The organism is Streptococcus sp. Marseille-Q6488, from assembly GCF_946902925.1.
Taxonomy (GTDB): Bacteria; Bacillota; Bacilli; order Lactobacillales; family Streptococcaceae; genus Streptococcus.
In genome coordinates this window covers 148,721-174,542 of the sequence record NZ_CAMPPZ010000009.1, presented here as the reverse complement: position 1 = coordinate 174,542, position 25,822 = coordinate 148,721, and the positions used below count along the sequence as shown (strand labels likewise).

The following is a 25,822-nucleotide window of genomic DNA, read 5'->3' as shown; positions in this document are numbered from 1 at the left end:
TTTATCCTTTCTTAAATTTCTCTTCCAAGCGACTAACAATCAACATAACTAATAAACTTAAGAGTACTAAATACACTGTTACAATATGATCCATCATCCATTCTTGTCCCACAAATGCTAAAAAATAGAGAAAAAAGGAAAAACCAGCGCCCGCACTAATAAGTGCTATCAGATAAGACAGTAGTAAGTACAAGATCATTAACTGAGCAAGTAAAAAGAAAAGTGCGACTGTTTTGAAATGAATTCCTAGAGGAAGTAAACCAAGGAACCAGACAAATAAATCTTGAATAAAAAATTTAGAGATGACAACCAATCGTTTCCTTGTATAATCGAAAAAGGAGGTTGATTGATAGCGGATCAAGTGATGGTAATGGTCTGCCAAATCAGTTTCAAGTAAAATGACAGAGAGCCATCCTACCATGAAAAGCGAAAGATTTAACAAGAGTTTGGGGATTTCTAAATTCGCTTCAGAATAGTCATTATAGGAAAAGATTGAAATCAATTCCCTCTTGAAAAAGAGAAAAACATCCTGCTTTTGAACCGCTATTGACAATAGATAGTTAATCAAAATCATCATCAGAACTATACGAAGTAGTAAAACGATCTTTCTCTTTAGCCAAATATTGTTAAAGTTCTTAAACATTATCTTCATATTTTTTAAGTACCATATAGGGGACAATATAAAGGATATAAGGAGTAAAGAGTCTCATCAAACTTACATCCCCATAGCTAGCTTGCATCAAACTCGTCATAGGAACCATATAGTATGGCAAGATACTATAGAGCATCATAGAACCAAGCCAAAGAAACATCAAATAGGCAATTGCCGAACGAGTCACATTCCCTAAATAATCAACTATTTTAAAAAAATAGACTGCATTGATGAAAATACCGATTAGTAGGACACAAGTAAAGAACAAATAGCTTGTTATCTCTCCATCTAGGAGCCTTTGTAAACTACTCCCATCAGAAAATAGAGAATTCCATTCAAGAGGAGAAAAAGTCCCAAAGAAATAAGTTAAAATTGCAATTATCAGCACAGTCACTAAATATATCACACAAGGGATACTTGCAAGTTGAAAAGTCAACTTTCTTTTTAACCCTTGATAACTCACTTCTCTTCCAATACTCAATCGTAAAACTTTATTTTTCAGCTCAATATATTGAAAACCTAGCAAAACAATGATGATTGGAATAATAAATGATTGATAAAAACCTAGATTGAACTGGAGAATACGAAAATCTAATGCTGATTTTAATAAGTCATTTTTAATTGCTTGTCCATCGAATTTAGCTAGATCGGGCGCATGAATATCAAAAAAGAAATAAGTCATCAAAACATCACGATAAACCAAAGCAAGAAAAAGCAAAGTAAGCAAGACATAAACAAATTTATGCCTTGCCAAAGTTAAGAGAGGAATCTTCATAAATTATACCTACTTTACGAATTAATTTGGTGACCAACTACCTGAAATGGCAGCTGATAAATCCCACCAATTTTGTCTTGCCATATCTGCTGCATAAACATAGCCAACCGTTGCCCAATTACCATGAGTTGAACGAGTACCACAGGTTGTTAACGATTCTCCACTACGAGCTTCTCCATTAGAATTTACTATACGATGCTTAACAGTCATGGGATGTAAATTTCTACAAGGATTTAAGTTCATGATATATTCCGCACCTTCATTTTCTTTGGTCAAATAACCTGTTCTCTTATAACTGGTAGTAATAACAAAATTACTAAAAGCACCTATCTGATTTGCTTCTACGAAAGTAGTTCCAACAGCACTTATCATTAAAACAGGAATAACCATTTTCAATAATTTTTTAGTTTTCATTTTTTCTGTTTCCTTTCATTTTTTATTCAAGAAGATTCCTTATAACTTCTATTTTAAATATAGACTTATTCTAAACGATGGTATATCATACAAATTCCTCCTTTACTTAATTATGTATGGACTCTAATTTCTTTATCCCCAAAACCACGTTTCAAACCAGATAAGTTGAATCCAACTCCAAATCAAAGATATAATAAATCCAGAGTTTTTCGGTAAATTCTTCAAATATTTTTTAAAGCCCATGACTTTTTCCCTCCTTTTTGATATAATAATACCACCTTTTTCTACGTTTTTTATAAATGTAGAAAATATTCACATTTACCTAGGAGGAACAATATGAGATGGGATTATGGACAAATTTTTAAAGAAATTCGAAAGTCAAAAGGATTGACCCAACAAGATGTATGTGGACAAGTCATACATCGAACAACTCTAACAAATATTGAACACGGTAAAGTTATTCCCAGTTTTGAAAACATGGTATTTCTTCTTGAACAAATTGATATGAGCTTAGCAGAATTCAAGTATATATGCAACGAATACCATCCTAGTGAAAGGCGAGATATTATTGTAGAGAGCCAAAATCCGTCTACTTTTCAAGATACTAGAAAAATGGTTGAACTCACTGAGAAGTGTCAAAAATATCTTAAGACACATCACGATGTTCCTATTCAAAATATCTATCGTCATACAAAAATTGTCACAGAGTTACGAACTAAAGGATTCAAAAACAACCACGTCTTGAAAGATTTGTATGAAGAAATTTGGGACTATCTTGAACCTATGGATACATGGTACATTAGTGATTTGAAATTACTTGGAACCATTCTCTTTTTCTTTCCTTCTGAAAATCTTCCCCTTCTTATTGATAGAATTATGAAAACCATCGAGAAATATAAATACTTCCGAGAAACAAAAGTATTTTTATCATCTTTTTTAGCCAATCTCTCCACTGTATATTTTCAACATCATTTATTCAAAGAATGTGAAACAATCACCCTACAACTTTTGGTATTAGCAGAAGAATTAAAAATATACGATATTCTTGGATTTTCTCAAGTACGCTTGGGAATACTACAACATAACTCCGATTTGATTGATAAAGGAATAACCTTATTACGACTAACCAAAGAAGAGTCATTAGTTAAAATACTCGAAAAAGAAATTAATGATTTTTCAAACCTATAATTTATAATAATTCTTATCGTTTTATTGTAGTAGATTGGAATAGAATGTGAACGAATCAATCAGGGGATCTAAAGCATTTTATACCAATGTTTTATAAGTTGTATTGTATTATTCCATATTCAATCCACTATACAAGACGAACACTTCTCTCAGGTTTCACGATTAAAATAAAAACGACTGTATCTATAGCTCCATAAACAAATCATAGATACAGTCATTTTTTAGTTCCTACACCTTCCTTTATTCACGCCTTTAGACTTCCCTAGTTCTCGTCTCAAGCGAAGCATTTTTTTGAAACAGAAATAAGTTAACCTATTCAGACCAATAGCTAGCAGAATAAAAAGAAACCAAATGCCCCATAACTTGATATCTGTCAAATTTCTCAAGACGATATTGAAAAACAGAACTGAAACAACTGCCCAAGCAAGGCTAAAAAGAGCATAGAGGGGAATGTAAAACCAGTAAAAATAGTAAAAAATTGGGAAAAATTTACTTTCTCTATTATCCTTTTCAATCCAGCTGAAAAAGTAAAACCAGGGAAATAAGATTATAAATTTAAACAAATGTTTCATCGACACCTCCTTTTTGATAGCGTTTTCTATTATTTTATTATATCAAAAAAATCTGGAAATGTCATTCCAGATTCTACTTTTTTATTTACGCTTTCTTGCGATGAGATGGATTGGAGTTCCCTCAAAGACAAAGGCCTTGCGGATTTGATTTTCCAAGAAACGCAGGTAAGAAAAGTGCATGAGTTCTTCTTCGTTGACAAAGATAACAAAGGTTGGTGGTTTGGTTGCCACTTGAGTCGCATAGAAAATCTTAAGGCGTTTCCCTTTGTCTGTCGGTGTTGGGTTAATGGCAATGGCATCCATAATGACATCGTTCAAGACAGCTGATGGAATACGTGTGTTTTGACTTTCGCTGATTTGCTTAATCATCTCAGGAAGTTTGTGGAGGCGTTGCTTGGTCAAAGCTGATACAAAGATAATCGGTGCGTAAGGCAGGTATTGGAACTGCTCACGGATATCTTCTTCCCAGTTTTTCATGGTGTGGTTGTCTTTTTCAAGTGTATCCCACTTGTTGACCACGATAATCATCCCTTTACCAGCTTCATGGGCAAATCCTGCAATACGCTTATCGTATTCACGAATGCCTTCTTCCGCATTGATGACCATCAAGACCACATCAGAACGGTCAATAGCACGCATGGCACGCATGACAGAGTATTTCTCGGTATTTTCATAAACCTTACCAGACTTACGCATACCAGCCGTATCAATCATGGTAAACTCTTGGCCATCTGTATCTGTAAAGTGGGTATCAATGGCGTCACGAGTTGTTCCAGCAACTGGACTGGCAATGACACGGTCTTCTCCCAAGATAGCGTTAATCAAGCTTGATTTTCCAACATTGGGACGACCAATCAAGCTAAACTTAATGACATCTGGATTTTCTTCTTCATATTCATTTGGAAGATTTTCTACGATGGCATCTAGCACATCCCCTGTACCGATACCATGAACAGATGAGATAGGCAGTGGTTCACCCAAACCAAGGGCATAGAAATCATAGATATCATTTCGCATCTCAGGATTGTCCACCTTGTTGACTGCTAGGATAACTGGTTTGTGGGTCTTATAAAGCTTACGGGCTACGTATTCGTCTGCATCAGTAATTCCTTCCTTACCAGACACGACAAAGACAATAACATCTGCTTCTTCCATGGCAATTTCTGCCTGGTGCTTGATTTGTTCCATGAAAGGAGCATCGACATCATCGATTCCTCCTGTATCAATCATGCTAAAAGAACGATTGAGCCACTCACCCGTCGCATAGATACGGTCACGTGTCACTCCTTCGACATCTTCTACAATGGAGATTCGCTCACCAGCGATCCGATTAAATAGGGTTGATTTCCCAACATTGGGACGTCCTACAATGGCAATAGTTGGTAGGGCCATAATTTCTCACTTTCTACAATAACTTCTTCTGTTCAAGATTTTTTCTAGTTGAGCTTGGTTCTGCTTGACCAAACTGTTCTGCTAGACGCTGACTCCAGCTTGTGGTAGCACGCGCCCCAGCATAGTCCGCCTGTACACGGTCATAAGCTTCAATCACATCAACTGTTTGTTCCTGATATTCTTCCTCAAATACCACCTGATGCAATGGCAAGCGAGGTTTGACTTCGTGTTCTTCATTTGGCAGACCCAGCGCCATCCCAAAGACAGGATAGGTGTAGTCAGGTAGGTTAAAAAGCTCTGCCACTTCTTCTGACTTGTAACGTACCAAACCGATAATGACACCGCCATAGCCTAAACTTTCAGCTGCCAGCAGGGCATTTTGACCAGCAAGAGCCGCATCGACTGAACTAATCAAGAGACCTTCTACCCCTTGAGGTTGGAAGGTATCCGTATGAAGTCGTGCTCCCTTTTCTGCTCGGTTCAAATCTCCGACAAAGAGAAGGAAAACAGCAGACTGGCGAATAGCTTCTTGAGGCACCAATTCATACAAGGCATCTTTCTTTTCTTGACTTCGTACCACAATCACAGAGTAGGATTGGAAATTCTTCCAAGACGAGGCCATTTGGGCCGCTGTCAGGATTTCAGTCAAGTCTTCCTGAGGAAGGGCTTGCTCCTTAAATCTTCGAACAGACTTATGAGCTTTCATCAGTTTAATCGTTTCTGTCATCGACGGTTTACTCCTTCTAAACGAGTCTCCTCAGCCAAATAACGGATGCGTTCCATGACCCGTCTGGCTTCCCAGGTTTCGTCATTTCCATGTTTCCCTTTAGCGAAATGCAGCTCCAATTCTTCAAAGTTGAAGTTGGAGGTGAAAAAGGTCGGTAAATTTTCCTGCATGCGATATTGGAGAATGACCTGGAGGATTTCGTCACGCACCCAAGCTGTTGATTGCTCGGCACCAATGTCATCTAAAATCAGGACTTCAGACAGTTTAAGCTCATCTACCAAGGTCTTGACATTACCATCACCGATAGCATTTTTGACATCAATAACAAAGCTAGGATAGTGGAGGAGAGTGGAGGAAACACCACGTTTTTCTGACAAATCATGGGCTAAGGCAGCCACCATAAAACTTTTGCCCACACCAAAATCTCCATATAAGTAAAGACCTTTTCGAATAGCTGGATATTGCTCTACGAAGGCTAATAGCTTTTCAAAAACTGGCAAGCGACCCAAATCATCCAAGTCTACTTGAGCCAGACTAGCTTTCTTGAGACTGGCTGGCAGATTGATTAACTTGAGACGGTTCTTAATAGCCGCTTCTTTTTCCGCCGCGATTAGTTCAGGAGTTTCTTCATAAGAAACGTCCGCATAGCCATGATTCATAACCAAAATAGGCTTGTAGCCTTTGGCAATATAATCCGTATCACCACGGAGAAACTTGTCACGCTCGGTAATGTATTGATTAAATTTGGAGATACTGCGATTCAATTCCTCTGTGTTGAGGTTTTCTTGCTGGATAAAGGCCGCAACATCAGGGTCCTTCATGATTTTCTGGACCAAATCTTGATAATGAAAACGGCTAGGTTGACGTTTGAGTACGTCTCCGACACTTTCCATCTAATCTCCTCCTTTTTCTAATCGAGCTAATAGTTCTTGTTTCTTACGTTCTAGTTCCAGACGAGTTTCCTCGCTGGTTTCATTTTTATAATCTGGATTGCTCCACTTGGGTACATTGGACTTGGTAGGACTCGGTTTACTGCTTTTTTGAGCCTGACTCTTCTGCCCTCGCTCACGGATGCGTAAGACTGCCTCTTCTGCCGAATGAATCTTTTGATAGGCATAGTCATTGGCTACCTTCATGGCATATTTCTCATTGATATTTGCCGAATCTACCTTATTAAAAGTCAACAAGAGAATGATATTGATGACTTCATCCAGCAAGCCCAAGCCAGCCATCTGTTGCAAGAGTTCTCTTTCTGTTTGGGTAATGGTCCCCTTGCGTGTTTGCTTGATTTCTGCCAAAAACTGCAAGGCCGTTTTACTTTTGGCTTCCTTGATAATGGTTGCTTCCTTAGGACTAAAGTCAGAGGAAACAGGTTTTTGAGCGATTTTTTCCCGCATGCGTTTGGTTGAAATAACCTGGGAAACAGCTGTTGACTTGGCCAATTGATAAGTTTCAAACCAAGTCCATTTCTTCTCCTCAGCAATGGCAAAGAGGTTTAAGACATCGGACTGCTCATCCGCAAAACGAAGCCCATCTCGAGCCATAAGCTGACGAAAATGGTCCAAGTCAAAATCGTTGGCCACTTTCTTCTTGAGACCAAGGTCTTCTTGACTTCCCAGTTCTGCCAAGTCTGGAAAGACTTGATTGAGTGAGACAACTATTTCTTCTCCCTCAGCACTCTCAACTTTCAAATCCTCCACAGCTGCATCGCCAATCTTTTTCTCCAAAAGTCTGCGATAAACAGGATGCTCCAAGAAATCTTGACTTGAAAGAGGAGCATGGATAACTATCTGATAGGTATCACCCTTTTGATAGAGGGTCAAGAGATTAAAAGCAGATAAGATTTTCAAAGATTTTAAAAGTCTGTCCATCCCAAAGTTAAGATGATTGAGAATGCTTGAAAAGAGGTATTCCTTTCTACCATTATCCCAAAAACTAATCGTATAAAGATAAAGGCTCAGTGCCTCCTGACCGATAATCGGGAGGTAGCACTGTACCAGAGATGAGGTATCTTGCGACACCCGATTATTCTTTAGATAAGAAAAACGGTCAATTGGCTTCATTTATCTTTCCTTTTTCTTTTTAGAGGACTGGGTGATTTGTTGGAGCAAGCTCTCTAACTCACTAACATCCTTAAAACTACGATAGACACTGGCAAAACGCACATAGGTAATCTCATCTAACTCAGCCAACTCCTCCATGACGAGTGAACCAATGTCCTCACTTTGAATTTCATTTTCATTTCGACCACGGAGTTTCTGTTCGATACGATTGACTACCATGTTGATTTCATCACTTGACACAGGACGTTTCTGGGCTGAGCGGATAATCCCATTAAAGATTTTATCTCTGGAGAATTGTTCCCGTGTGCCATCTTTTTTAACAACCACTAAGGTTCTTTCTTCTACTCGTTCGTAGGTTGTAAAACGGTGCTGGCATTCATCGCACTCACGTCTTCTACGAATGGTGTTCCCTTCTTCTGCTTGGCGACTATCGATAACACTTGACTTGGTAGCCCCACATTTTGGACAACGCATCCTTTCCCTCCTTATCGTTTTCTTTTCATTATACCATTTTTTAAACAATTCCCAAAACAATTCTTCTTTTTGCTTGACAAGTTTTTTGTTTTGTTGTATTATTTAATTAATACAAAAGGATGAAAGAAAGGAGACCAAGATGTCCTGGACATTTGACAACAAAAAACCCATCTATTTACAGATTATGGAGAAAATCAAGCTTCAGATTGTTTCCCATACACTGGAAGCCAATCAACAACTTCCAACCGTGAGAGAGCTAGCGAGCGAGGCGGGTGTCAATCCCAACACCATCCAAAGAGCCTTGTCAGACCTTGAACGAGAAGGATTTGTCTACAGCAAGCGAACAACTGGACGATTTGTGACTGAGGATAAGGAGCTGATCGCCCAATCGCGCAAACAATTATCGGAAGAAGAATTGGAACACTTCGTTTCCTCCATGACCCATTTTGGCTATGAAAAAGAAGAACTACCAGGCGTAGTCGGCGATTATATTAAAGGAGTTTAAGCCTATGTCATTACTAGCATTTGAAAATGTATCCAAATCATATGGAGCAACACCAGCCCTTGAAAATGTTTCCCTTGAGATCCCAGCTGGAAAAATCGTTGGTCTTCTTGGTCCAAACGGCTCAGGAAAAACAACCTTGATCAAACTAATCAACGGCCTCTTGCAACCAGATCAAGGACGTGTCCTGATCAACGACATGGATCCAAGCCCAGCAACCAAGGCTATCGTAGCTTATTTGCCGGATACGACCTATCTCAATGAGCAAATGAAGGTCAAAGAAGCCCTAACCTACTTCAAGACCTTCTATAAAGATTTCAATCTTGAACGCGCCCATCATCTACTTGCAGACCTGAGCATTGATGAAAATAGTCGTCTCAAGAAACTATCAAAAGGGAACAAGGAAAAGGTCCAACTGATTTTGGTTATGAGCCGTGATGCTCGTCTCTACGTTTTGGACGAACCCATTGGTGGGGTGGATCCAGCAGCCCGTGATTATATCCTCAATACCATTATCAACAATTACTCCCCAACTTCTACCGTTTTGATTTCTACCCACTTGATTTCAGATATCGAGCCAATCTTGGATGAAATTGTCTTCCTCAAAGACGGAAAAGTCGTTCGTCAAGGCAATGTAGACGATATTCGCTATGAGTCGGGTGAATCCATTGACCAACTCTTCCGTCAGGAATTTAAGGCTTAAGCAAAGGAGATTATTTATGTTTTGGAATTTAGTTCGCTACGAATTTAAAAATGTTAACAAGTGGTATTTAGCCCTCTACGCTGCTGTGCTAGTCCTTTCTGCCCTTATCGGGATACAAGCACAGACCTATAACAATCTGCCTGTCAAAGAAAGTCAACCTGTTTTACTTATTTTTCTAGCCCTCGTCTTTGGTGGCTTGATGATTACACTTGGAATTTCAACTCTTTTCTTAATCATTAAACGCTTTAAAGGTAGTGTCTATGACCGACAAGGCTATCTGACTTTGACCTTGCCAGTTTCTGAGCACTATATCATCACAGCCAAATTAGTCGGAGCCTTCATCTGGTCTATACTTAGCTCGGCTATACTGGCTCTAAGTGCTTTTGTTATTTTGACCTTAACAGCTCCAAATTGGTTTGCAACTTCTGACTTGATTCCACTTGCAGGAACATACCTTCCTCAACTCTCTCTTATGGGGGTATCCTTCCTACTAAATACCATTTCAGAAATCCTCTGCATCTACTTAGCCATTTCCATTGGACAACTTTTCAACGAATATCGTACTGCACTTGCTGTTGTAGCCTACATTGGTATCAAAATCGTCATTGGATTTATTGAACTCTTCTTCAACACTAGTACTAATTTCTATGTCAGTTCATTTGCAGGATTTAATGATAATTTCTATATGGGAGCAAGCGTAGGCATTGTTGAAGAACTCATTTTCATAGCTATCTTTTACCTCGGAACCTACTACATCTTGAGAAACAAGGTTAATTTGCAATAGTTTCATAACAATCAAAAAGGATAACATCTCATCACAGAGAGGCTATCCTTTTTCTTTTATATCATTTTCTATCTAACTTTATTTTACAAACGAATCCTTCTAACCAATTAAATGATAAAATCTGATTTAAAGGTCTTGTTTAATTTCTCTATTGTGACACTATCATTATATTCCTTACATATTCTCATAGCTTTGGAACATTCTTTTTTACCTAACTCTACTTGATTCGTTTTTATGAGATAAATACCTTTTAAAAAAAGCAAATAAGTCTTTTCAAAATAATATCCTTGTCTGGTCAGTAAATTTTCTAAATCATCTATAAAAAATTGAGCGCTATCTAACAAATTATTTTTTAATAGTAATTCTAAATTAAATAAATATAAAGGAATTACTCTATGTGTTCCCATATCTGTTTTTAAAAAATGTCGTGTTTTCTTGATTACCGCTCTATATAGTAAGCTTATGGTCTTAGTATTCATAAAAAACACCGAATTATAGAAAATTTTCAGTTCATACTCCATCCAATTATCTACAGAAAGCAAATACTTGATTAGCTCATTACATTTAGAGGCATTATAAGGAAGATTTGCAAGCCGGTTAATCTGTTGTTCAGCAATCAATTTTATGTGACAATTGCATAGAGTTTTTTCCTGCTTTTGTTTTAGCTCTATTTTCTTTATTAGTTCTTGTAACAAAATGATATCTGAAGAGTTTACAGCATGTTCTAATTCTTCAAAAAAGCATTCTTTTTTGGAATAATAGCAATGAACTAATTCTTCAAATTCCGAAAATGATATCCCCAGGCGATTTAACAACATGTAAAAATGATCAATAGATAATTTTGTAATCCCATTTTCGAAACGAGAAATAGTTGACTCACTAATCTTATCACAAGCCAAATCTTTAAGACGAAAATTTTTTGAAATACGGATATCCTTTAAAACTGCTCCAAAATTTTCCATAGTATTCCTCTTCCATTTCTGCAAAAAATAAAACCTGTTTTTTTATTTGTGATATGATTATGATTATACAAAAATAAAACAGAAAGGACAATATGATTATGAAAAAAATTTTATTGTCATCAGTTGCTTTACTGAGCCTAGTGACAACACTACCAGTAAATAGTCCAGTTTCTGCACAAGAATCTATTTCTCCCAAGTCTTATAGTCACTCTAATGGCAGTTGGATTCAATCGAATGGTCGTTGGTGGTATAAACATTCTGACGGTTCTTACACTAAAAACGGGTGGGAAAAGATTAATGAAACCTGGTACTATTTTGATAGTGAAGGTTGGATGAAAACAGGTTGGTTTAATGAATATGGAAATTGGTATTATCTAGATACTAGTGGTGCTATGAAAACGGGATGGTGTTGGGTTTCTGGTAGCTGGTATTATTTAAATACTAGCGGTGTCATGCAAACTGGCCTACAGACTATCGAAGGAAAACAATATTATTTAGCTGATAGCGGTGCTATGCAGACAGGTTGGCACAATATTGGAGATGATACTTATTTCTTTGCTAGTAGTGGGGCAAGACAAACGATTAATCGCCGTGCTTTAGTTCTTGGTGAAACATCAACGAGAGCAGTACCTATCGAAGACGTTAATGCTATGGAAAAGGTTTTTAGTAACCAAAACTTTAGTAAAGTTGTTCGTTTCCCAGATAAAACTAAGTCCGAGATTATTGCAAAAATGCAAGAACTTTTCAAATCTTCTAGCGAAAGCGATGTGAACTATCTTTACCTTACTTGTCATGGAAGAGAAGATGGGACGATAGCCATTGGTAGCGATAAAACATCCTTTTCAGGTTGGGAATTGGCATCTATACTGAAACAATACAAAGGTAAGTTTGTGGTTATGCTGGATTGTTGCTATTCAGGAACAATTATAGATGTAGGTAAGCCAAACAAAAAGGTTGCCTCCAAGTCTGAAGAAAAATTTGATGAACAAGCATTTTTGGCAGGATTTTCAACAGGAGATCTAGCAAGCAAGAATGGTGAAATGCTTGATTCTAAGTTCCTCGTACTATGTGCCTCTTGTAAGGATGAAGAGTCCTATAGTGCAGTCGGAGTAGGTAGTCTTGCCACCAGATACTGGGCAATGGGTACAGGTTGGGATTCACTTCAAAATAGAATGATTTCTCCTATGGCAGACACCAATACTAACGGAAAAATCACTTTAGAGGAACTGTATCAATACTCTTATCCTCTAGTCCTTGAAGATGCATCCAGCAGTAACAAGGAGCAACATGTATCAGTTTATCCAGAAAACAGTCAATTTGTTTTATTCCAAAAATAAGGAGTTAAGAAAATGAAAGTATCAAAAAAAATCACATTATTTGGTTTATCTCTAGCTGGCCTAGCTTTACTAGCTTTCCCTCATTCGGGAAAGGCATTTGAGCTTAAAGGAGTTTGGCATGTTAAAGGAGGAGTTGTGTATCAAGATGACAAAATTCTTCGATTTAACAATGGCCATAGCGTAGATATCAAAGTCTTGGATTTGCCAAAAACTGAGAAAATCGAGTGGACGGTCAGTCTCAATGGTCAAGATCAAACTGTCAATTTCCTAAGTCAAGAAGTGGATAGAACCATCGGAGAAGAAGGACGTTACCTGAATTTCTATGTACCTTATGGCTATAGAGGAGATATCAAGGTAGAAGCCAAAAGCGGAAATGAAGTAAAAATCTGGTCCACTAAAGTGGTAGATGACGTATATAATGGTGGAAAGAGTGGCTACTACCATATTAAAGAATCAAATGATCAATACACCTACCTTGATACTAAATGGGACTATCAAACCAAGACCTACACTGCTACCTTACCAGAGACTCTCAATGGTCAAAAAGTCTATGCTTGGGCAGAGGAGTATGGTAATATTAAACTTGTAAAACCAGGGACTATCAGTCATAAATATGATGATGGAGGAGTCTTCAGAGAACTTTATCCAATTATAAAATCAGAAAGCTGGCTAAATCTAAAAAATAATCAAGGTGAAAAGTGGTACTATCAAAAACAAGGTCAACTAGTTCAAAATGCTTGGGTTAAGGACAGTGGAACTTGGTACTTTATGAATGATAAAGGAATCATGTTCAATCAAACTTGGCTCTATCAAGGTGGCAACTGGTATGCCTTTAAATCATCAGGAGCTATGATTGCTAGTGATTGGCTATATGATAATCACTCTTGGTATTACCTAAAAGACTCAGGTTCTATGGCGACAGGTTGGATCAAAGATAGTGGATCTTGGTATTATCTAAACAACTCAGGTTCTATGGCAACAGGCTGGGTGAAAGATAGCGGCTCTTGGTATTACCTTGCTTCATCAGGTAAGATGCTTCACAATACCTACACACCAGATGGCTACTATGTAGATGCCAGTGGCGCTTGGAAATAATCTAAAGTACACATTTTTTTCCATCAACTATTAGTGTACATGCTCAAACTAAATGTTATCAGAGCTACAAAAAATCTAGATAATAATACAAAAAGCGAATCGAAACAATGAATTCTGTTTTGTTCGCTTTTTGTATTCTATTCGAGAAATTATGGAAAAGAACCTCTCCTACTTATTAGACTTTTATTCAGTCAAAAACATAAGAAAGGCACAGAGATGCAAGACAATTATACTACAAAAGGCAAGCACTTTAAAACTGCTCCAAAATTTTCCATAGTATTCCTCTTCCATTTCTGCAAAAAATAAAACCTGTTTTTTTATTTGTGATATGATTATGATTATACAAAAATAAAACAGAAAGGACAATATGATTATGAAAAAAATTTTATTGTCATCAGTTGCTTTACTGAGCCTAGTGACAACACTACCAGTAAATAGTCCAGTTTCTGCTCAAGAATCTATTTCTCCCAAGGCTTATAGTCACTCTAATGGCAGTTGGATTCAATCGAATGGTCGTTGGTGGTATAAACATTCTGACGGTTCTTACACTAAAAACGGGTGGGAAAAGATCAATGAAACCTGGTACTATTTTGATAGTGAAGGTTGGATGAAAACAGGTTGGTTTAATGAGCATGGAAATTGGTATTATCTAGATGATAGTGGTGCTATGAAAACAGGCTGGTGTTTGATTTCTGGTAGTTGGTACTATTTAAATACTAGCGGTGTCATGCAAACTGGCCTACAGACTATCGAAGGGAAACAATATTATTTAGCTGACAGCGGTGCTATGCAGACAGGTTGGCACAATATTGGAGATGATACTTATTTCTTTGCTAGTAGTGGGGCAAGACAAACGATTAATCGCCGTGCTTTAGTTCTTGGTGAAACATCAACGAGAGCAGTACCTATCGAAGACGTTAATGCTATGGAAAAGGTATTTAGTAACCAAAACTTTAGTAAAGTTGTTCGTTTCCCAGATAAAACCAAGTCCGAGATTATTGCAAAAATGGAAGAACTTTTCAAATCTTCTAGCGAAAGCGATGTGAACTATCTTTACCTTACCTGTCATGGAGGAAGAGACGGAAGAATCTATCTTGGTAGCGATGGTCAGACATTTTCAGGTTGGGAATTGGCATCTATACTGAAACAATATAAAGGTAAGTTTGTGGTTATGCTGGATTGTTGTCACGCTGGGACAATTATTTCTAAAGATAATACAGGTGAAGCCAATGAAGAAGCCTCTACGAAATATTTTGATTTAGATGAATTTGTATCAGGTTTTTCTAATATGAATGGTGGCGAAAAAGCAGGTGAGATGATTGACTCTAAATTTTTAGTACTCTGCTCATCAAGTTCGTCAGAATACTCTAGCGGCGGAGCTTTAAGTTTGGCAACTAAATATTGGTCTTTAGGTTCAGGATGGAACCCTGTACAGCAATCTCAAGGTTCTTTAATTGCTGATCAAAATTATAACAATAGAATCACGTTAAACGAATTGTATTCTTACTCACGTGAACAAGTCTTAAAACAAAATCATAAACAACATATTGAAGTTTATCCAGAAAACAGTCAATTTGTTTTATTCCAAAAATAAGGAGTTAAGAAAATGAAAGTATCAAAAAAAATCACACTATTTGGTTTGTCTCTAGCAGGTTTAGCTTTACTAGCTTTCCCTCATTCAGGAAAGGCCTTCGAGCTGAAAGAAGAGTGGGTTATCAAGGGTGGGGTTAAGTATCAAGATGGCAAAATTCTTCGATTTGACAATGGAAATGAAGTAGATATCAAAGTCTTGAATTTGCCAAAAACCGAGAAAATCGAGTGGACGGTCAGTCTCAATGGTCAAGATCAAACTGTCAATTTCCTAGGTCAAGAAAAGGACAAGTCTATGATGGGGGTAGAGGGGCGTTACCTGAATTTCTATGTACCTTATGGCTATAGAGGAGATATCAAGGTAGAAGCCAAGAGCGGAAATGAAGTAAAGACCTGGTCCACTAAAGTAGTAGATGATGTATATAATGATGGCGGAAAGAGTGGTTACTTCCGTATTGACGAATCAAATGATCAACACACCTACCTTGATGCAAAATGGGACTATCAAACTAAGACCTACACTGCTACCTTACCAGAGACTCTCAATGGTCAAAAAGTGTTTGCTTGGGAAGACGACTATGTAGAATTGAAACTTCAAAAACCAGGAGTTATCAGTCATTCCTACAGAGGGGGAGGAGCCTTCAAAATACTTTATCCGATTCTAAAAGCAGAAAGTTGGCTAAAAAAGAATTACAGTGAAAGCTGGTACTATCAAAAACAAGGGCAATTAGTTAAAAATGCTTGGGTTAAGGACAAGGGAACTTGGTACTTTATGAATGATAAAGGAGTCATGTTCAATCAAACTTGGCTCTATCAAGGTGGCAACTGGTATGCCTTTAAATCATCAGGAGCCATGATTGCTAGTGACTGGCTATATGATAATCACTCTTGGTATTACCTAAGAGACTCAGGTTCTATGGCGACAGGTTGGTTCAAAGATAGTGGCTCTTGGTATTATCTAAGAGACTCAGGTTCTATGGCAACAGGCTGGGTAAAAGATAGCGGCTCTTGGTATTACCTTGCTTCATCAGGTAAGATGCTTCACAATACCTACACACCAGATGGTTACTATGTAGATGCCAGTGGCGCTTGGAAATAATCTAAAGTACACATTTTATTCCATCAGTTATTAGTGTACCTGCTCAAACTAAATGTTATCAGAACTACAAGAAAAATTTAGATAATAATACAAAAAGCGAATCGAAACAACGAATTCTGTTTTGTTCGCTTTTTGTTTTAATCTGTGTCAGTACGATATTTTCATTTAATTGCATATCCCCCAAAAATTTACATTTTTATATGAAGTATTTAAGATAAAAGCAAACGCTAAATCATATCCTCAAAAAAACGGGATTAGAACATTTGAAAAATCGAACACTCAGTAATGATAGTCTATCTGGTGGCGAGAAACAACGCCTAGAAATCGCTCGCGCTCTCTACCATGATAGCCAACTCATCTTAGCAGATGAAATTAAGGCCAATCTTGACTCGGAAAATAGCAGAAAAATTAGCGATTTACTCTTCTCCCTACCTCAAACAGTCATTGAAGTCATTCACCACTACACGGAAGAAGACTTAAAACACTACGACCAAGTCATTCACTTAAGCAAAGAAAAGTAATATTCTTCGAAAATCGCTTCAAACTATGTCAGTTTGACCTACAAACCCAAGACTTTGCTTTGAGCAACATGCGGCTGACTTCCTAGTTTATTCTTTAATTTTCATTAACCTTTATGTATTTCCTTGAAATTTTCTGAAAAAAGAGTAAACTGGTATGCAAGAAGTCTATTTCGTGGAGTTTAGGATGAAATTATATGTTCAATTAATGATTCTCTTTGTGATTTCTCTAATCGGAGAGGGAATCTCTAGTTTCTTTCACTTGCCCATCCCAGGCAGTATTATCGGTTTGATTATTCTCTTTCTAGCCCTACAATTCAAGTGGCTGAGAACTAGGCATGTCAATATGGTGGGGAATTTCTTGCTAGCCAATATGACCATTCTCTTTTTGCCGCCAGCAGTGGGAATCATGGAGAAGTTTGATGTGATTGCTCCCTATCTCTTGCCTATTGTTTTGATTGTCTTTTTTGCAGCAGTCATCAATATTATCCTCATAGCCTTGGTAGTTCAGTTCATCAAGAGACGGTTTGAGGGAGATTATGAGAAAGGAGATGCCAAATGAGTGAATTTGTTTCCAATCCCCTGTTTGGGCTTGCCCTATCTATCCTAGCTTATCTAGTGGGAATGCTGATTTACAGACGTTTTCCTCATCCATTGACAACGCCCTTGCTTTTATCAGCTGTTTTCATTATTATCTTTCTGAAAGTGACGGGTATTTCTTACCAAGATTACTACCAAGGTGGAGTTTATCTGAACAACTTGATTGTCCCATCGACAGTGGCTCTAGGGATTCCGCTTTACAAGAGTTTTCACTTGATGAAGCACCATGCTCGGAGTATTCTCTTTGGTAGTCTGCTAGCGGTAGTGGTCAACACCTCTTTCACAGCCCTTGTGGCTAAGATTTTTGGCATGGACTTTTTCTTAGCCATTTCTCTCTTTCCTAAGTCAGTAACAACCGCCATGGCAGTGGGAATTACAGAAAAATTGCAAGGTCTGACTACTGTGACCTTGGTGGTTGTAGTGGCGACTGGGATTTTAACCAGTGTCATCGGACCAACCCTTTTGAAGTGGTTGAAAATTGACGACCCAGTAGCTGTTGGTCTTTCCCTCGGTGGGACAGGCCATGCAGTCGGAACAGGGACAGCCTTCCGATACGGCTCTGTAGCAGGAGCTATGGGTGGTTTGGCTATCGGTATCACTGGTATTCTCTATGTCTTTGTCAGCCCTATCGTAGCCAGTTTGATATTGAGTTAATACTCTTCGAAAATCTCTTCAAACCGCGTCAACTTCCATCTGCAACCTCAAAACAGTATTTTGAGCTGACTTCGTCAGTTCTATCCACAACCTCAAAACTATATTTCGAGGAGCCTTCCGCTAACTTCCCAGTCTGATTTTTATTGACTATTAACGATACTTTATCACATAAAGAGGCTGGATGAAAAGTCTTCACAATCAAAAAACGCATACTACTAAGTCTTGAAAAATCCTGGTAGTATGCATTTTTTGTGAGCTGACTTATTTCCTTTCACTATATCGCAAAATGAAATAAGAACGGAACGATGGGATTTTGGAATTCAAATCAATTTATAAGAATGTTTTAGAAGCAATATTATCCTATTCCAGATTCAGTTCACTATACAATTGAGTTTTCAAGCAACCTGTTTACATAATGTGTGCATAATTAGGTTCGTGATTCCACTCTTTTCACCTTTAAAAACCTCGCTTTCGCGAGGCTCTTCTATTTATAAGATAAGGCACGTTTAAAGGTTTTCCAAGGTCCTAAATCATCTGTTTGCAGAACGAGACTAGCATACATACGTCCGATAAAGACTGTTGCAGTTACTGCAAAAGCAATCGTAATAGCAAGCGAAATCCAAGCTTCTAGGCCATTTGCATAACCATTAATAGCTCTAAATGGCATGAAGAAAGTCGAAATAAAGGGAATATATGAACCAATCTTCAAGATGAGATTGTCACCAGCTGCACCTAGAGCTGTCACTCCAAAAAAACCACCTAGAATCAAAATCATCAAAGGCGACAAGGCTTTTCCTGCATCCTCAGGACGAGAAACCATAGAACCTAGGAAGGCTGCTAAAACAACGTACATAAAGAGGCTAACCAAGACAAACAATAAGGTGTTGAGCGAGAAAGCCTCTCCTATATGGTTTAAAATACCAGATTGTGCCAAGATTGGTAGGTCTTTAAAGAGAAGAATGGCAGCAAGTCCACCCACGACGTAAATGCCAATATGGGTCAAAATCACAAGAAGCAGAGCCAGCATGCGAGCGTAGAAATAATGACTAGCTCGGATACTAGAGAAGACCACCTCCATAATTTTGGTTCCTTTCTCGCTAGCCACTTCCTGAGCAGTGACACTAGCATAGGTAATCAAAATCATATAAAGGAAGAAACCAAGCCCTGCGGCCGCAAAGGTTTGAATCATTTTTTTATTTTCCTTGGCTTCATCAATCTTTTCTGTGAATTGAACTGTCTGCGCTAAGCGTTTTTCCTGCTCCTGAGACAAGGAGGCAGTTGAACGATTAAGCTGATTTTGCAGTTCATTGAGTGTACCTGTAACTGCAAATTTAATTCCATTTTCAAGCGACGTTTCGCCATGATAAACGGCCTTCAAGACACTATCTTCTTGGTCAATAGTCAGATAACCTTTTAATTTTTCATCTTTAATCGCTTCTTTGGCACTTGCTTCGTCTTTGTAGTCAAAATTAACACCATTTACATTCTTCAATCCTTCTGCTACAGATGGCACTGTTGTCACTACTGCCACTTTATCATTTTTAGCCATTGAAGAGCCTTGGAGATAAGCAATTCCTCCAGAGGTTCCTAAAAAGAGGAACGGTGAAATCACCATAAAGAAGAAACTCCACGATTTGACATGTCGAAGATAGGTTTCCTTGATTACAACCCACATATTTCTCATACTTCCACCCCTGATTCTAGTTTAAAGATTTCATCAATTGTTGGCGCTTGTTGATCAAAGGTTGCGATATATTGCCCCTGAGTCAAGATTGGGAAAAGTTCCCTTCCAGCGCTCTCATCCTCCAAAATCAATTTCCAACTGCCTTGTTTGGTCAAGCTCACCTGTTTAACATGAGGAAGTTTTTCCAATTCTTCCTTGCTTCGTTCACTTGAAACAAAGAGACGTGTTTTCCCGTATTGATTTCGGACATCCTGAACTGGTCCATGCAAGACCACACGGCCATCTCGGATCATCAGAATATCGTCACAAAGTTCCTCAACATTGGTCATGACATGGTCAGAAAAGATAATGGTTGCCCCACGTTCTTTTTCTTGAAAAATGACTTGCTTGAGCAATTCTGTATTGACCGGGTCCAATCCACTGAAAGGCTCATCCAAGATAATCAAGTCTGGTTCATGAATCAGAGTAATGATGAGCTGAATCTTCTGCTGATTTCCTTTTGACAGACTCTTAATTTTATCAGTCAGCTTCCCTTTCACTTCCAACATCTTCATCCATTGAGGGAGTTTTTCCTTGACCTCCTTGGCATCCATGCCTTTTAGAGTCGCCAAGTAGCGAACTTGTTCAAGGACTGTCAATTTAGGCATGAGACTGCGTTCTTCAGGCAGATAGCCAATCCGAGCGTAGGTTTCCTGACGAATATCCTGACCATCCAGACTGATTTCTCCTTGATATTCTAAAAACTTCAAAATACTGTGGAAAATTGTTGTCTTCCCAGCACCGTTTTTCCCGACTAATCCCAAAATACGACCTGGTCGCGCTTGAAAGTCAATACCAAACAAAACTTGCTTGGATCCAAAACTTTTCTCTAGACTTCTTACTTCTAGCATCTTTAACCTCCGAAATTTCTTTCACTCATTATACTCTTTTTTGATAGCCTTTACAATGATTTCTGTCCATTTTTAGAAGACTAATGCTATGTAAAATATGGCCTGGAGCGTTTTTAGTGATAAATCCATTATACAGTAGCAAACTTAATTTATCCACTCTGCTCCTCAACTGTCTATTTTTGATCCTGAATTGTTATTTGAGTAACTCCTTTTTCCCCATAAAGTTCTCTTCCTCTAAAACTTCTGGAAAAAGGCGAATAATTTCAGACAACATTTTTTATAAGAAACCAGTTCATCTGTCATTTCAAGCAGGAGTAATCCTTTATCTACTAATGGACGGAACGGAATTCAACCGCTTGTCTGATGTGTTTTCTAAGGAACATATCTACTATGCGATCTAATGAAAATCACAACAAGCTCATTCGTAAATGGTTACCTAAGCCTAAGGGAACTAAGAAAACGACTCCCAAAGAAATCGCATTCATCGAAAATTGGATTAACAACTATCCTAAAAAATGCTTGAACTACAAGTCCCCCAGAGAAGACTTCTGGATGGCTAACTTGAACTTGAAATTTAGCAATAATTCATTCACCATCTAACTATATTTAGTAATTATTTCAGAACTGATCAATATTAAAATTAACTAACGATTCAAAGGATTCATACTAGACATAAATTACGTCCATCAGAGAGAGACTCTTATTACTTTTATATTTTAATCTTTCTAGCTTCAGAATACATCTAAACTTTAGAGAAGATGACTATTTGAAAGCTCGAATGCCTCAAAATTATCTCAGATAAGCTATTCGAGACTTAGAATACATGTAAACTTTAGGAAGCAGGCCTATTCTAAGCCTCGAAAGCCTGTATTCCCATCTATTTCTCAGCAAAATCACTCATTCCCCCTTTCTCCTCCAAAATATGGTATAGTAGAGTTATACTATCTACGAGGAGTTCACATGTCACAGAATAAACAAATGAAAGCTGTTTCTCCCCTTCTGCAGCGAGTTATCAACATCTCATCGATTGTCGGTGGGGTTGGGAGTTTGATTTTCTGTATTTGGGCTTATCAGGCTGGGGTTTTACAGTCTAAGGAAACCCTCTCTGCCTTTATCCAGCAGGCAGGTATCTGGGGGCCACCTCTCTTTATCTTTTTACAGATTTTACAGACAGTCGTCCCTATCATTCCTGGGGCCTTGACCTCGGTGGCTGGCGTCTTTATCTACGGTCACATCATCGGGACTATCTACAACTATATCGGCATCGTGATTGGCTGTGCCATTATCTTTTATCTGGTGCGCCTCTATGGGGCCGCCTTTGTCCAGTCTGTCGTCAGCAAGCGCACCTACGACAAGTATATCGGCTGGTTGGATAAGGGCAATCGTTTTGACCGTTTCTTTATTTTTATGATGATTTGGCCCATTAGTCCAGCTGACTTTCTCTGTATGTTGGCTGCCCTGACCAAGATGAGTTTCAAGCGCTATATGACTATCATCATTCTGACCAAGCCCTTTACCCTCGTGGTTTATACCTACGGTCTGACCTATATTATTGACTTTTTCTGGCAAATGCTTTGACACGTAAAAAATCCGTTTGGTTTCCCAAGCGGATTTTTAGAGCGTAGATTGATTATAGCTTGATACTAAATATACTTTGGTATGGAAATCATGCCTATTTTTCGATAGTCAGGCGAGGACTTACCTAGCCTTTCCGCCGTGATAGAAACACCTGAAATCTAATGGTTTCAGGTGTTCGGAAACTTTGAGACATTAGGCTCAAAGTTTAGGTATGGAATTTCGAAGAAAGTCGCTACCGTCCGTAATCACTTAAGAAAAGGCTCAAAATTATTGTTTTCAACCACAAAATCCGTTTGGTTTCCCAAGCGGATTTTGTACTTTATTTTGAAACTTCTTTTGCAAGAACAAAGTTCCCAAGTGTGGCAGAACCATTCCCTGCGACTGCTGGCGTCACGATGTAATCACGCACATCTGGTACTGGTAGGTAGCCATTGAGAAGAGATGTAAATTTCTCACGGACACGATCCAACATGTGTTGTTGAGCCATGACCCCTCCACCAAAGACAATCACGTCTGGGCGGAAAGTCACTGTCGCATTAACCGCAGCTTGAGCGATATAGTAGGCTTGAACATCCCAAACAGGGTTGTTGAGTTCAATATTTTCCCCACGTACACCTGTACGAGCTTCCAAACTTGGACCAGCTGCATAGCCTTCCAGACATCCCTTATGGAAAGGACAAACACCCTTAAACTCTTTTTCAATATCCATTGGGTGTCTAGCAACATAATAATGACCCATTTCAGGGTGACCCACACCACCGATAAACTCACCACGTTGGATGACACCTGCACCGATACCTGTACCGATTGTGTAGTAAACCAAGTTTTCGATACGACCACCAGCATTGTTACGGGCAACCACTTCACCATAAGCAGAGCTGTTTACGTCTGTTGTGAAGTACATTGGCACGTTGAGGGCGCGACGAAGAGCCCCAAGCAAGTCCACATTTGCCCAGTTTGGTTTTGGAGTCGTCGTGATAAAGCCATAAGTTTTTGAGTTTTTATCAATATCAATGGGACCAAATGAACCAACTGCAAGACCAGCAAGGTTATCGAATTTTGAGAAGAACTCGATGGTTTTATCGATTGTTTCGATTGGAGTTGTTGTTGGAAATTGTGTCTTTTCTACAACGTTAAAGTTTTCATCACCGACAGCACAGACAAACTTTGTACCGCCCGCTTCCAAGCTTCCATATAATTTTGTCATGATAAACCTCTTGTTTTTATTTTCTTTATTATAGCATATTTCGAAAGGCTAAATTTCTCTATTTTTTAGATTTTCCTCTGTAAATCTTACCATTCAAGCAAAAACGAACAAACATGTCATTTGTTCGTTTTCACATTAGAGAGGATTGATTAGATTTTCACTTCGATCACAGCATCCCCCTTCGCAACTGAACCTGTTGCGACTGGAGCTACTGAAGCGTAGTCAGCTGTATTTGTAACGATAACCATTGTTGTATCATCAAGACCAGCTGCAGCGATTTTGTTTGAGTCAAATGTTCCAAGAACATCTCCTGCTTTCACCTTGTCACCTTGAGCAACTTTTGCTTCAAAACCTTCACCGTTCATTGTTACAGTGTCGATACCAACGTGGATCAAGACTTCAGCACCATTTCTTGTTTTCAAACCAAAAGCGTGCCCTGTTGGAAATGCGATTGAAACTTCAGCATCAGCTGGTGCATAAACCACACCTTGACTTGGTTTCACAGCGATACCTTGTCCCATAGCTCCACTTGAGAAGACTGGGTCATTGACATCAGCAAGAGCGACAACATCACCGACGATAGGAGTTACAAGTGTTTCATTTTGAAGAGCTGCTGGAATGTTGCCAGTTGTTTCTTCTTGGACCAAACGTTCTGTCGCCGCTTCAGTAGCAACTTCTTTTTCATCCTCATAACCAAACATGTAAGTAAGAGCAAAACCAAGTGCAAATGATACAGCTACCATAAGAAGGTATTGGGCAAGTTGTCCGTTACCAACATAAAGCATTGTACCAGGGATGATGGTGATACCACTACCATTACCAGCAAGTCCAAGGATAGAAGCCAATCCACCACCGATTGCACCAGCAATCAATGAGAGGAAGAATGGTTTACGGAAGCGCAAGTTCACCCCGAAGATAGCAGGCTCTGTAATACCGAGGAAGGCAGAAAGAGCAGCTGGGAAAGCAAGTGTTTTTAGTTTTGGATTTTTAGTTTTAACACCAACCGCAACAGTTGCAGCACCTTGAGCTGTCATAGCAGCAGTGATGATAGCGTTGAATGGGTTAGCATGGTCAGCAGCAAGCAATTGAACTTCAAGCAAGTTGAAGATATGGTGCACACCTGACACGACGATCAATTGGTGAACCCCACCAATCAAGAAACCACCAAGACCAAATGGCATACTAAGGATCGCTTTTGTCGCGATAAGGATGTAGTTTTCAACAACGTGAAAGACTGGTCCGATGACAAATAGTCCAAGGATAGACATAACCAAAAGTGTCACGAATGGTGTTACCAAAAGGTCAATGACATCTGGAACGACCTTGCGGACAGCTTTTTCAAATTTAGCTCCGACAACCCCGATGATGAAGGCTGGAAGAACGGAACCTTGCAAACCAACAACAGGGATGAAACCAAAGAAGTTCATAGCTGTTACTTCACCACCTTGAGCAACTGCCCAAGCGTTTGGAAGTGAGCCAGAAACAAGCATCATACCAAGAACGATACCAACGGCAGGGTTACCACCGAATACACGGAAGGTTGACCAAACAACCAAACCTGGCAAGATGATGAAGGCTGTATCTGTCAAGATTTGTGTGTAAGTTGCAAAGTCTCCTGGAAGTGGCATTTCAAGAGCAATGAAAAGACCACGCACACCCATGAAGAGACCTGTCGCTACGATAACTGGGATGATTGGAACGAAAACGTCACCGAAAGTACGGATAGCACGTTGGAACCAGTTCCCTTGTTTAGCAGCTTCTGCTTTCATGTCATCTTTAGATGATGTTGGTAAACCAAGTGCAACAACTTCATCGTACATTTTGTTTACTGTACCAGTACCAAAGATGATTTGGTATTGACCTGAGTTAAAGAAAGCACCTTGAACTTTTTCCAAGTTCTCAATCACTTCTTTATTGATTTTTCCTTCATCTTTGACCATGACACGAAGACGAGTCGCACAGTGAGCTACACTGTTGACATTTTCACGTCCACCCAAGGCATCGATGACTTTTTTTGCAATTTCCTGATTGTTCATTTGCAAAAATCTCCTTATATAAAATTTTGTTCTTGTTTGAAAGCGATTTTATTCGCCCTACGACTATTATTTTATCATGTTTTAGAAATATGTCAAGCGTTTTGCAGAAAAAATATTCTATCCACTTAGTTTGCTCGCTTTAGATTGATTGATTTTGACTGTTTTATCAGGTGTTCCTTAAAAAAATAAGTTTAAAATCTTGGTTAAAAGGGTTTTATTTCATTCTCTTTCATATTTTTGTGAAAATTTGATTGATTTCCTGCATTTATTTTATGATAAACGTTTGACAGTTTTTTCTCTTTTTTAACATAAAAGTCTTGCTTTTT

General features: G+C 38.6%; 26 protein-coding genes and 2 pseudogenes. 13 read left to right on the top strand and 15 right to left on the bottom strand.

Annotation, left to right across the window (positions count from 1 at the left end; genetic code table 11):
- Position 1 precedes the first annotated feature (1 nt).
- The 3 genes from OVN23_RS05440 to OVN23_RS05430 are packed head-to-tail and all read right to left on the bottom strand — an operon-like array spanning position 2 to position 1,841.
- Positions 2 to 643, bottom strand: coding sequence for a hypothetical protein (locus OVN23_RS05440; protein ID WP_000475785.1), 642 nt, complete (start codon positions 641 to 643; stop codon positions 2 to 4).
- Positions 636 to 1,427: a hypothetical protein gene (locus OVN23_RS05435; protein WP_000701267.1), complete on the bottom strand. Its 792-nt coding sequence runs from the start codon at positions 1,425 to 1,427 to the stop codon at positions 636 to 638. The genes OVN23_RS05440 and OVN23_RS05435 overlap by 8 nt, the downstream gene beginning before the upstream one ends.
- A gap of 21 nt (positions 1,428 to 1,448) precedes the next feature.
- Entirely contained in the window at positions 1,449 to 1,841 is a 393-nt protein-coding gene (locus tag OVN23_RS05430) for a hypothetical protein (RefSeq protein WP_000850412.1), read from the bottom strand.
- Positions 1,842 to 2,177: 336 nt separating this feature from the next.
- Between OVN23_RS05430 and rgg1518 the strand changes: the two genes are divergently transcribed.
- Positions 2,178 to 3,029: an Rgg/GadR/MutR family transcriptional regulator Rgg1518 gene (rgg1518, locus tag OVN23_RS05425; protein WP_050973728.1), complete on the top strand. Its 852-nt coding sequence runs from the start codon at positions 2,178 to 2,180 to the stop codon at positions 3,027 to 3,029.
- A 221-nt stretch (positions 3,030 to 3,250) separates the two neighbouring features.
- Here rgg1518 and OVN23_RS05420 read toward each other — a convergent pair whose 3' ends face one another.
- From OVN23_RS05420 to nrdR, 6 genes are all read right to left on the bottom strand, one after another.
- Positions 3,251 to 3,601, bottom strand: coding sequence for a hypothetical protein (locus tag OVN23_RS05420; RefSeq protein ID WP_054367326.1), 351 nt, complete (start codon positions 3,599 to 3,601; stop codon positions 3,251 to 3,253).
- Between the two features lie 81 nt (positions 3,602 to 3,682).
- Positions 3,683 to 4,993, bottom strand: coding sequence for a ribosome biogenesis GTPase Der (der, locus tag OVN23_RS05415; RefSeq protein ID WP_001207696.1), 1,311 nt, complete (start codon positions 4,991 to 4,993; stop codon positions 3,683 to 3,685).
- A 13-nt stretch (positions 4,994 to 5,006) separates the two neighbouring features.
- Positions 5,007 to 5,720, bottom strand: a complete 714-nt coding sequence (locus OVN23_RS05410) for an NADPH-dependent oxidoreductase (RefSeq protein ID WP_267240772.1) — start codon at positions 5,718 to 5,720, stop codon at positions 5,007 to 5,009.
- Positions 5,717 to 6,613, bottom strand: a complete 897-nt coding sequence (gene dnaI / locus OVN23_RS05405; RefSeq protein WP_267240771.1) for a primosomal protein DnaI — start codon at positions 6,611 to 6,613, stop codon at positions 5,717 to 5,719. The genes OVN23_RS05410 and dnaI overlap by 4 nt, the downstream gene beginning before the upstream one ends.
- Positions 6,614 to 7,783 (bottom strand): replication initiation and membrane attachment family protein, encoded by a 1,170-nt coding sequence (locus tag OVN23_RS05400; protein ID WP_267240770.1) that lies wholly within the window; start codon positions 7,781 to 7,783, stop codon positions 6,614 to 6,616. It lies immediately after the preceding gene.
- Positions 7,784 to 8,257: a transcriptional regulator NrdR gene (nrdR, locus tag OVN23_RS05395; protein WP_001203672.1), complete on the bottom strand. Its 474-nt coding sequence runs from the start codon at positions 8,255 to 8,257 to the stop codon at positions 7,784 to 7,786. It abuts the gene before it with no gap.
- A gap of 139 nt (positions 8,258 to 8,396) precedes the next feature.
- Between nrdR and OVN23_RS05390 the strand changes: the two genes are divergently transcribed.
- From OVN23_RS05390 to OVN23_RS05380, 3 genes are read left to right on the top strand one after another with little or no spacing between them, the layout of a single operon-like run.
- Positions 8,397 to 8,762 (top strand): GntR family transcriptional regulator, encoded by a 366-nt coding sequence (locus tag OVN23_RS05390; protein ID WP_000119147.1) that lies wholly within the window; start codon positions 8,397 to 8,399, stop codon positions 8,760 to 8,762.
- A 4-nt stretch (positions 8,763 to 8,766) separates the two neighbouring features.
- Positions 8,767 to 9,462, top strand: coding sequence for an ABC transporter ATP-binding protein (locus tag OVN23_RS05385; protein WP_267240767.1), 696 nt, complete (start codon positions 8,767 to 8,769; stop codon positions 9,460 to 9,462).
- Between the two features lie 16 nt (positions 9,463 to 9,478).
- Positions 9,479 to 10,246, top strand: coding sequence for a hypothetical protein (locus tag OVN23_RS05380; RefSeq protein WP_267240766.1), 768 nt, complete (start codon positions 9,479 to 9,481; stop codon positions 10,244 to 10,246).
- A gap of 107 nt (positions 10,247 to 10,353) precedes the next feature.
- Here OVN23_RS05380 and OVN23_RS05375 read toward each other — a convergent pair whose 3' ends face one another.
- Positions 10,354 to 11,208 carry a helix-turn-helix domain-containing protein gene (locus OVN23_RS05375; protein WP_267240765.1) on the bottom strand — a complete coding sequence of 285 codons (855 nt, stop codon included), beginning with the start codon at positions 11,206 to 11,208 and terminating at the stop codon, positions 10,354 to 10,356.
- A gap of 98 nt (positions 11,209 to 11,306) precedes the next feature.
- Between OVN23_RS05375 and OVN23_RS05370 the strand changes: the two genes are divergently transcribed.
- The 7 genes and pseudogenes from OVN23_RS05370 (at position 11,307) to OVN23_RS05340 (ending at position 18,101) form a co-directional block, all read left to right on the top strand.
- Entirely contained in the window at positions 11,307 to 12,545 is a 1,239-nt protein-coding gene (locus OVN23_RS05370; RefSeq protein ID WP_267240764.1) for a caspase family protein, read from the top strand.
- Between the two features lie 12 nt (positions 12,546 to 12,557).
- Positions 12,558 to 13,640 (top strand): N-acetylmuramoyl-L-alanine amidase family protein, encoded by a 1,083-nt coding sequence (locus tag OVN23_RS05365; RefSeq protein WP_267240763.1) that lies wholly within the window; start codon positions 12,558 to 12,560, stop codon positions 13,638 to 13,640.
- A gap of 373 nt (positions 13,641 to 14,013) precedes the next feature.
- The gene (locus OVN23_RS05360) at positions 14,014 to 15,234 is read left to right on the top strand and encodes a caspase family protein (RefSeq protein ID WP_267240762.1); all 1,221 of its coding nucleotides are present in this window, start codon (positions 14,014 to 14,016) and stop codon (positions 15,232 to 15,234) included.
- Positions 15,235 to 15,246: 12 nt separating this feature from the next.
- A complete protein-coding gene (locus tag OVN23_RS05355) occupies positions 15,247 to 16,329 on the top strand; it encodes an N-acetylmuramoyl-L-alanine amidase family protein (protein WP_267240761.1) in 1,083 nt (360 codons plus the stop codon).
- 227 nt (positions 16,330 to 16,556) lie between these two features.
- A pseudogene (locus tag OVN23_RS05350) lies at positions 16,557 to 16,850 on the top strand (ATP-binding cassette domain-containing protein); the annotation flags it as partial.
- A gap of 184 nt (positions 16,851 to 17,034) precedes the next feature.
- A complete protein-coding gene (locus tag OVN23_RS05345) occupies positions 17,035 to 17,409 on the top strand; it encodes a CidA/LrgA family protein (protein WP_000781325.1) in 375 nt (124 codons plus the stop codon).
- Positions 17,406 to 18,101 carry an LrgB family protein gene (locus tag OVN23_RS05340; protein WP_267240760.1) on the top strand — a complete coding sequence of 232 codons (696 nt, stop codon included), beginning with the start codon at positions 17,406 to 17,408 and terminating at the stop codon, positions 18,099 to 18,101. The genes OVN23_RS05345 and OVN23_RS05340 overlap by 4 nt, the downstream gene beginning before the upstream one ends.
- A gap of 28 nt (positions 18,102 to 18,129) precedes the next feature.
- On the opposite strand, the gene OVN23_RS05335 is transcribed toward OVN23_RS05340, so the two are convergent.
- The 3 genes from OVN23_RS05335 to OVN23_RS05325 all read right to left on the bottom strand — a co-directional run bounded on the left by OVN23_RS05335 (position 18,130) and on the right by OVN23_RS05325 (position 20,675).
- The gene (locus OVN23_RS05335; protein WP_267240759.1) at positions 18,130 to 18,312 is read right to left on the bottom strand and encodes a hypothetical protein; all 183 of its coding nucleotides are present in this window, start codon (positions 18,310 to 18,312) and stop codon (positions 18,130 to 18,132) included.
- A 273-nt stretch (positions 18,313 to 18,585) separates the two neighbouring features.
- A complete protein-coding gene (locus OVN23_RS05330; protein WP_267240758.1) occupies positions 18,586 to 19,785 on the bottom strand; it encodes an ABC transporter permease in 1,200 nt (399 codons plus the stop codon).
- Positions 19,782 to 20,675 carry an ABC transporter ATP-binding protein gene (locus OVN23_RS05325; RefSeq protein WP_267240757.1) on the bottom strand — a complete coding sequence of 298 codons (894 nt, stop codon included), beginning with the start codon at positions 20,673 to 20,675 and terminating at the stop codon, positions 19,782 to 19,784. The genes OVN23_RS05330 and OVN23_RS05325 overlap by 4 nt, the downstream gene beginning before the upstream one ends.
- Positions 20,676 to 21,010: 335 nt before the next feature.
- Here OVN23_RS05325 and OVN23_RS05320 point away from each other — a divergent pair.
- Positions 21,011 to 21,275, top strand: a pseudogene (locus OVN23_RS05320) (IS30 family transposase); the annotation flags it as partial.
- A 360-nt stretch (positions 21,276 to 21,635) separates the two neighbouring features.
- Positions 21,636 to 22,253 carry a TVP38/TMEM64 family protein gene (locus tag OVN23_RS05315; protein WP_267240756.1) on the top strand — a complete coding sequence of 206 codons (618 nt, stop codon included), beginning with the start codon at positions 21,636 to 21,638 and terminating at the stop codon, positions 22,251 to 22,253.
- A 319-nt stretch (positions 22,254 to 22,572) separates the two neighbouring features.
- On the opposite strand, the gene scrK is transcribed toward OVN23_RS05315, so the two are convergent.
- Both scrK and OVN23_RS05305 read right to left on the bottom strand, forming a co-directional pair.
- Positions 22,573 to 23,460 (bottom strand): fructokinase ScrK, encoded by an 888-nt coding sequence (gene scrK / locus OVN23_RS05310; protein WP_000164310.1) that lies wholly within the window; start codon positions 23,458 to 23,460, stop codon positions 22,573 to 22,575.
- Between the two features lie 149 nt (positions 23,461 to 23,609).
- Entirely contained in the window at positions 23,610 to 25,496 is a 1,887-nt protein-coding gene (locus OVN23_RS05305; RefSeq protein ID WP_267240754.1) for a sucrose-specific PTS transporter subunit IIBC, read from the bottom strand.
- Positions 25,497 to 25,822: the final 326 nt, after the last annotated feature.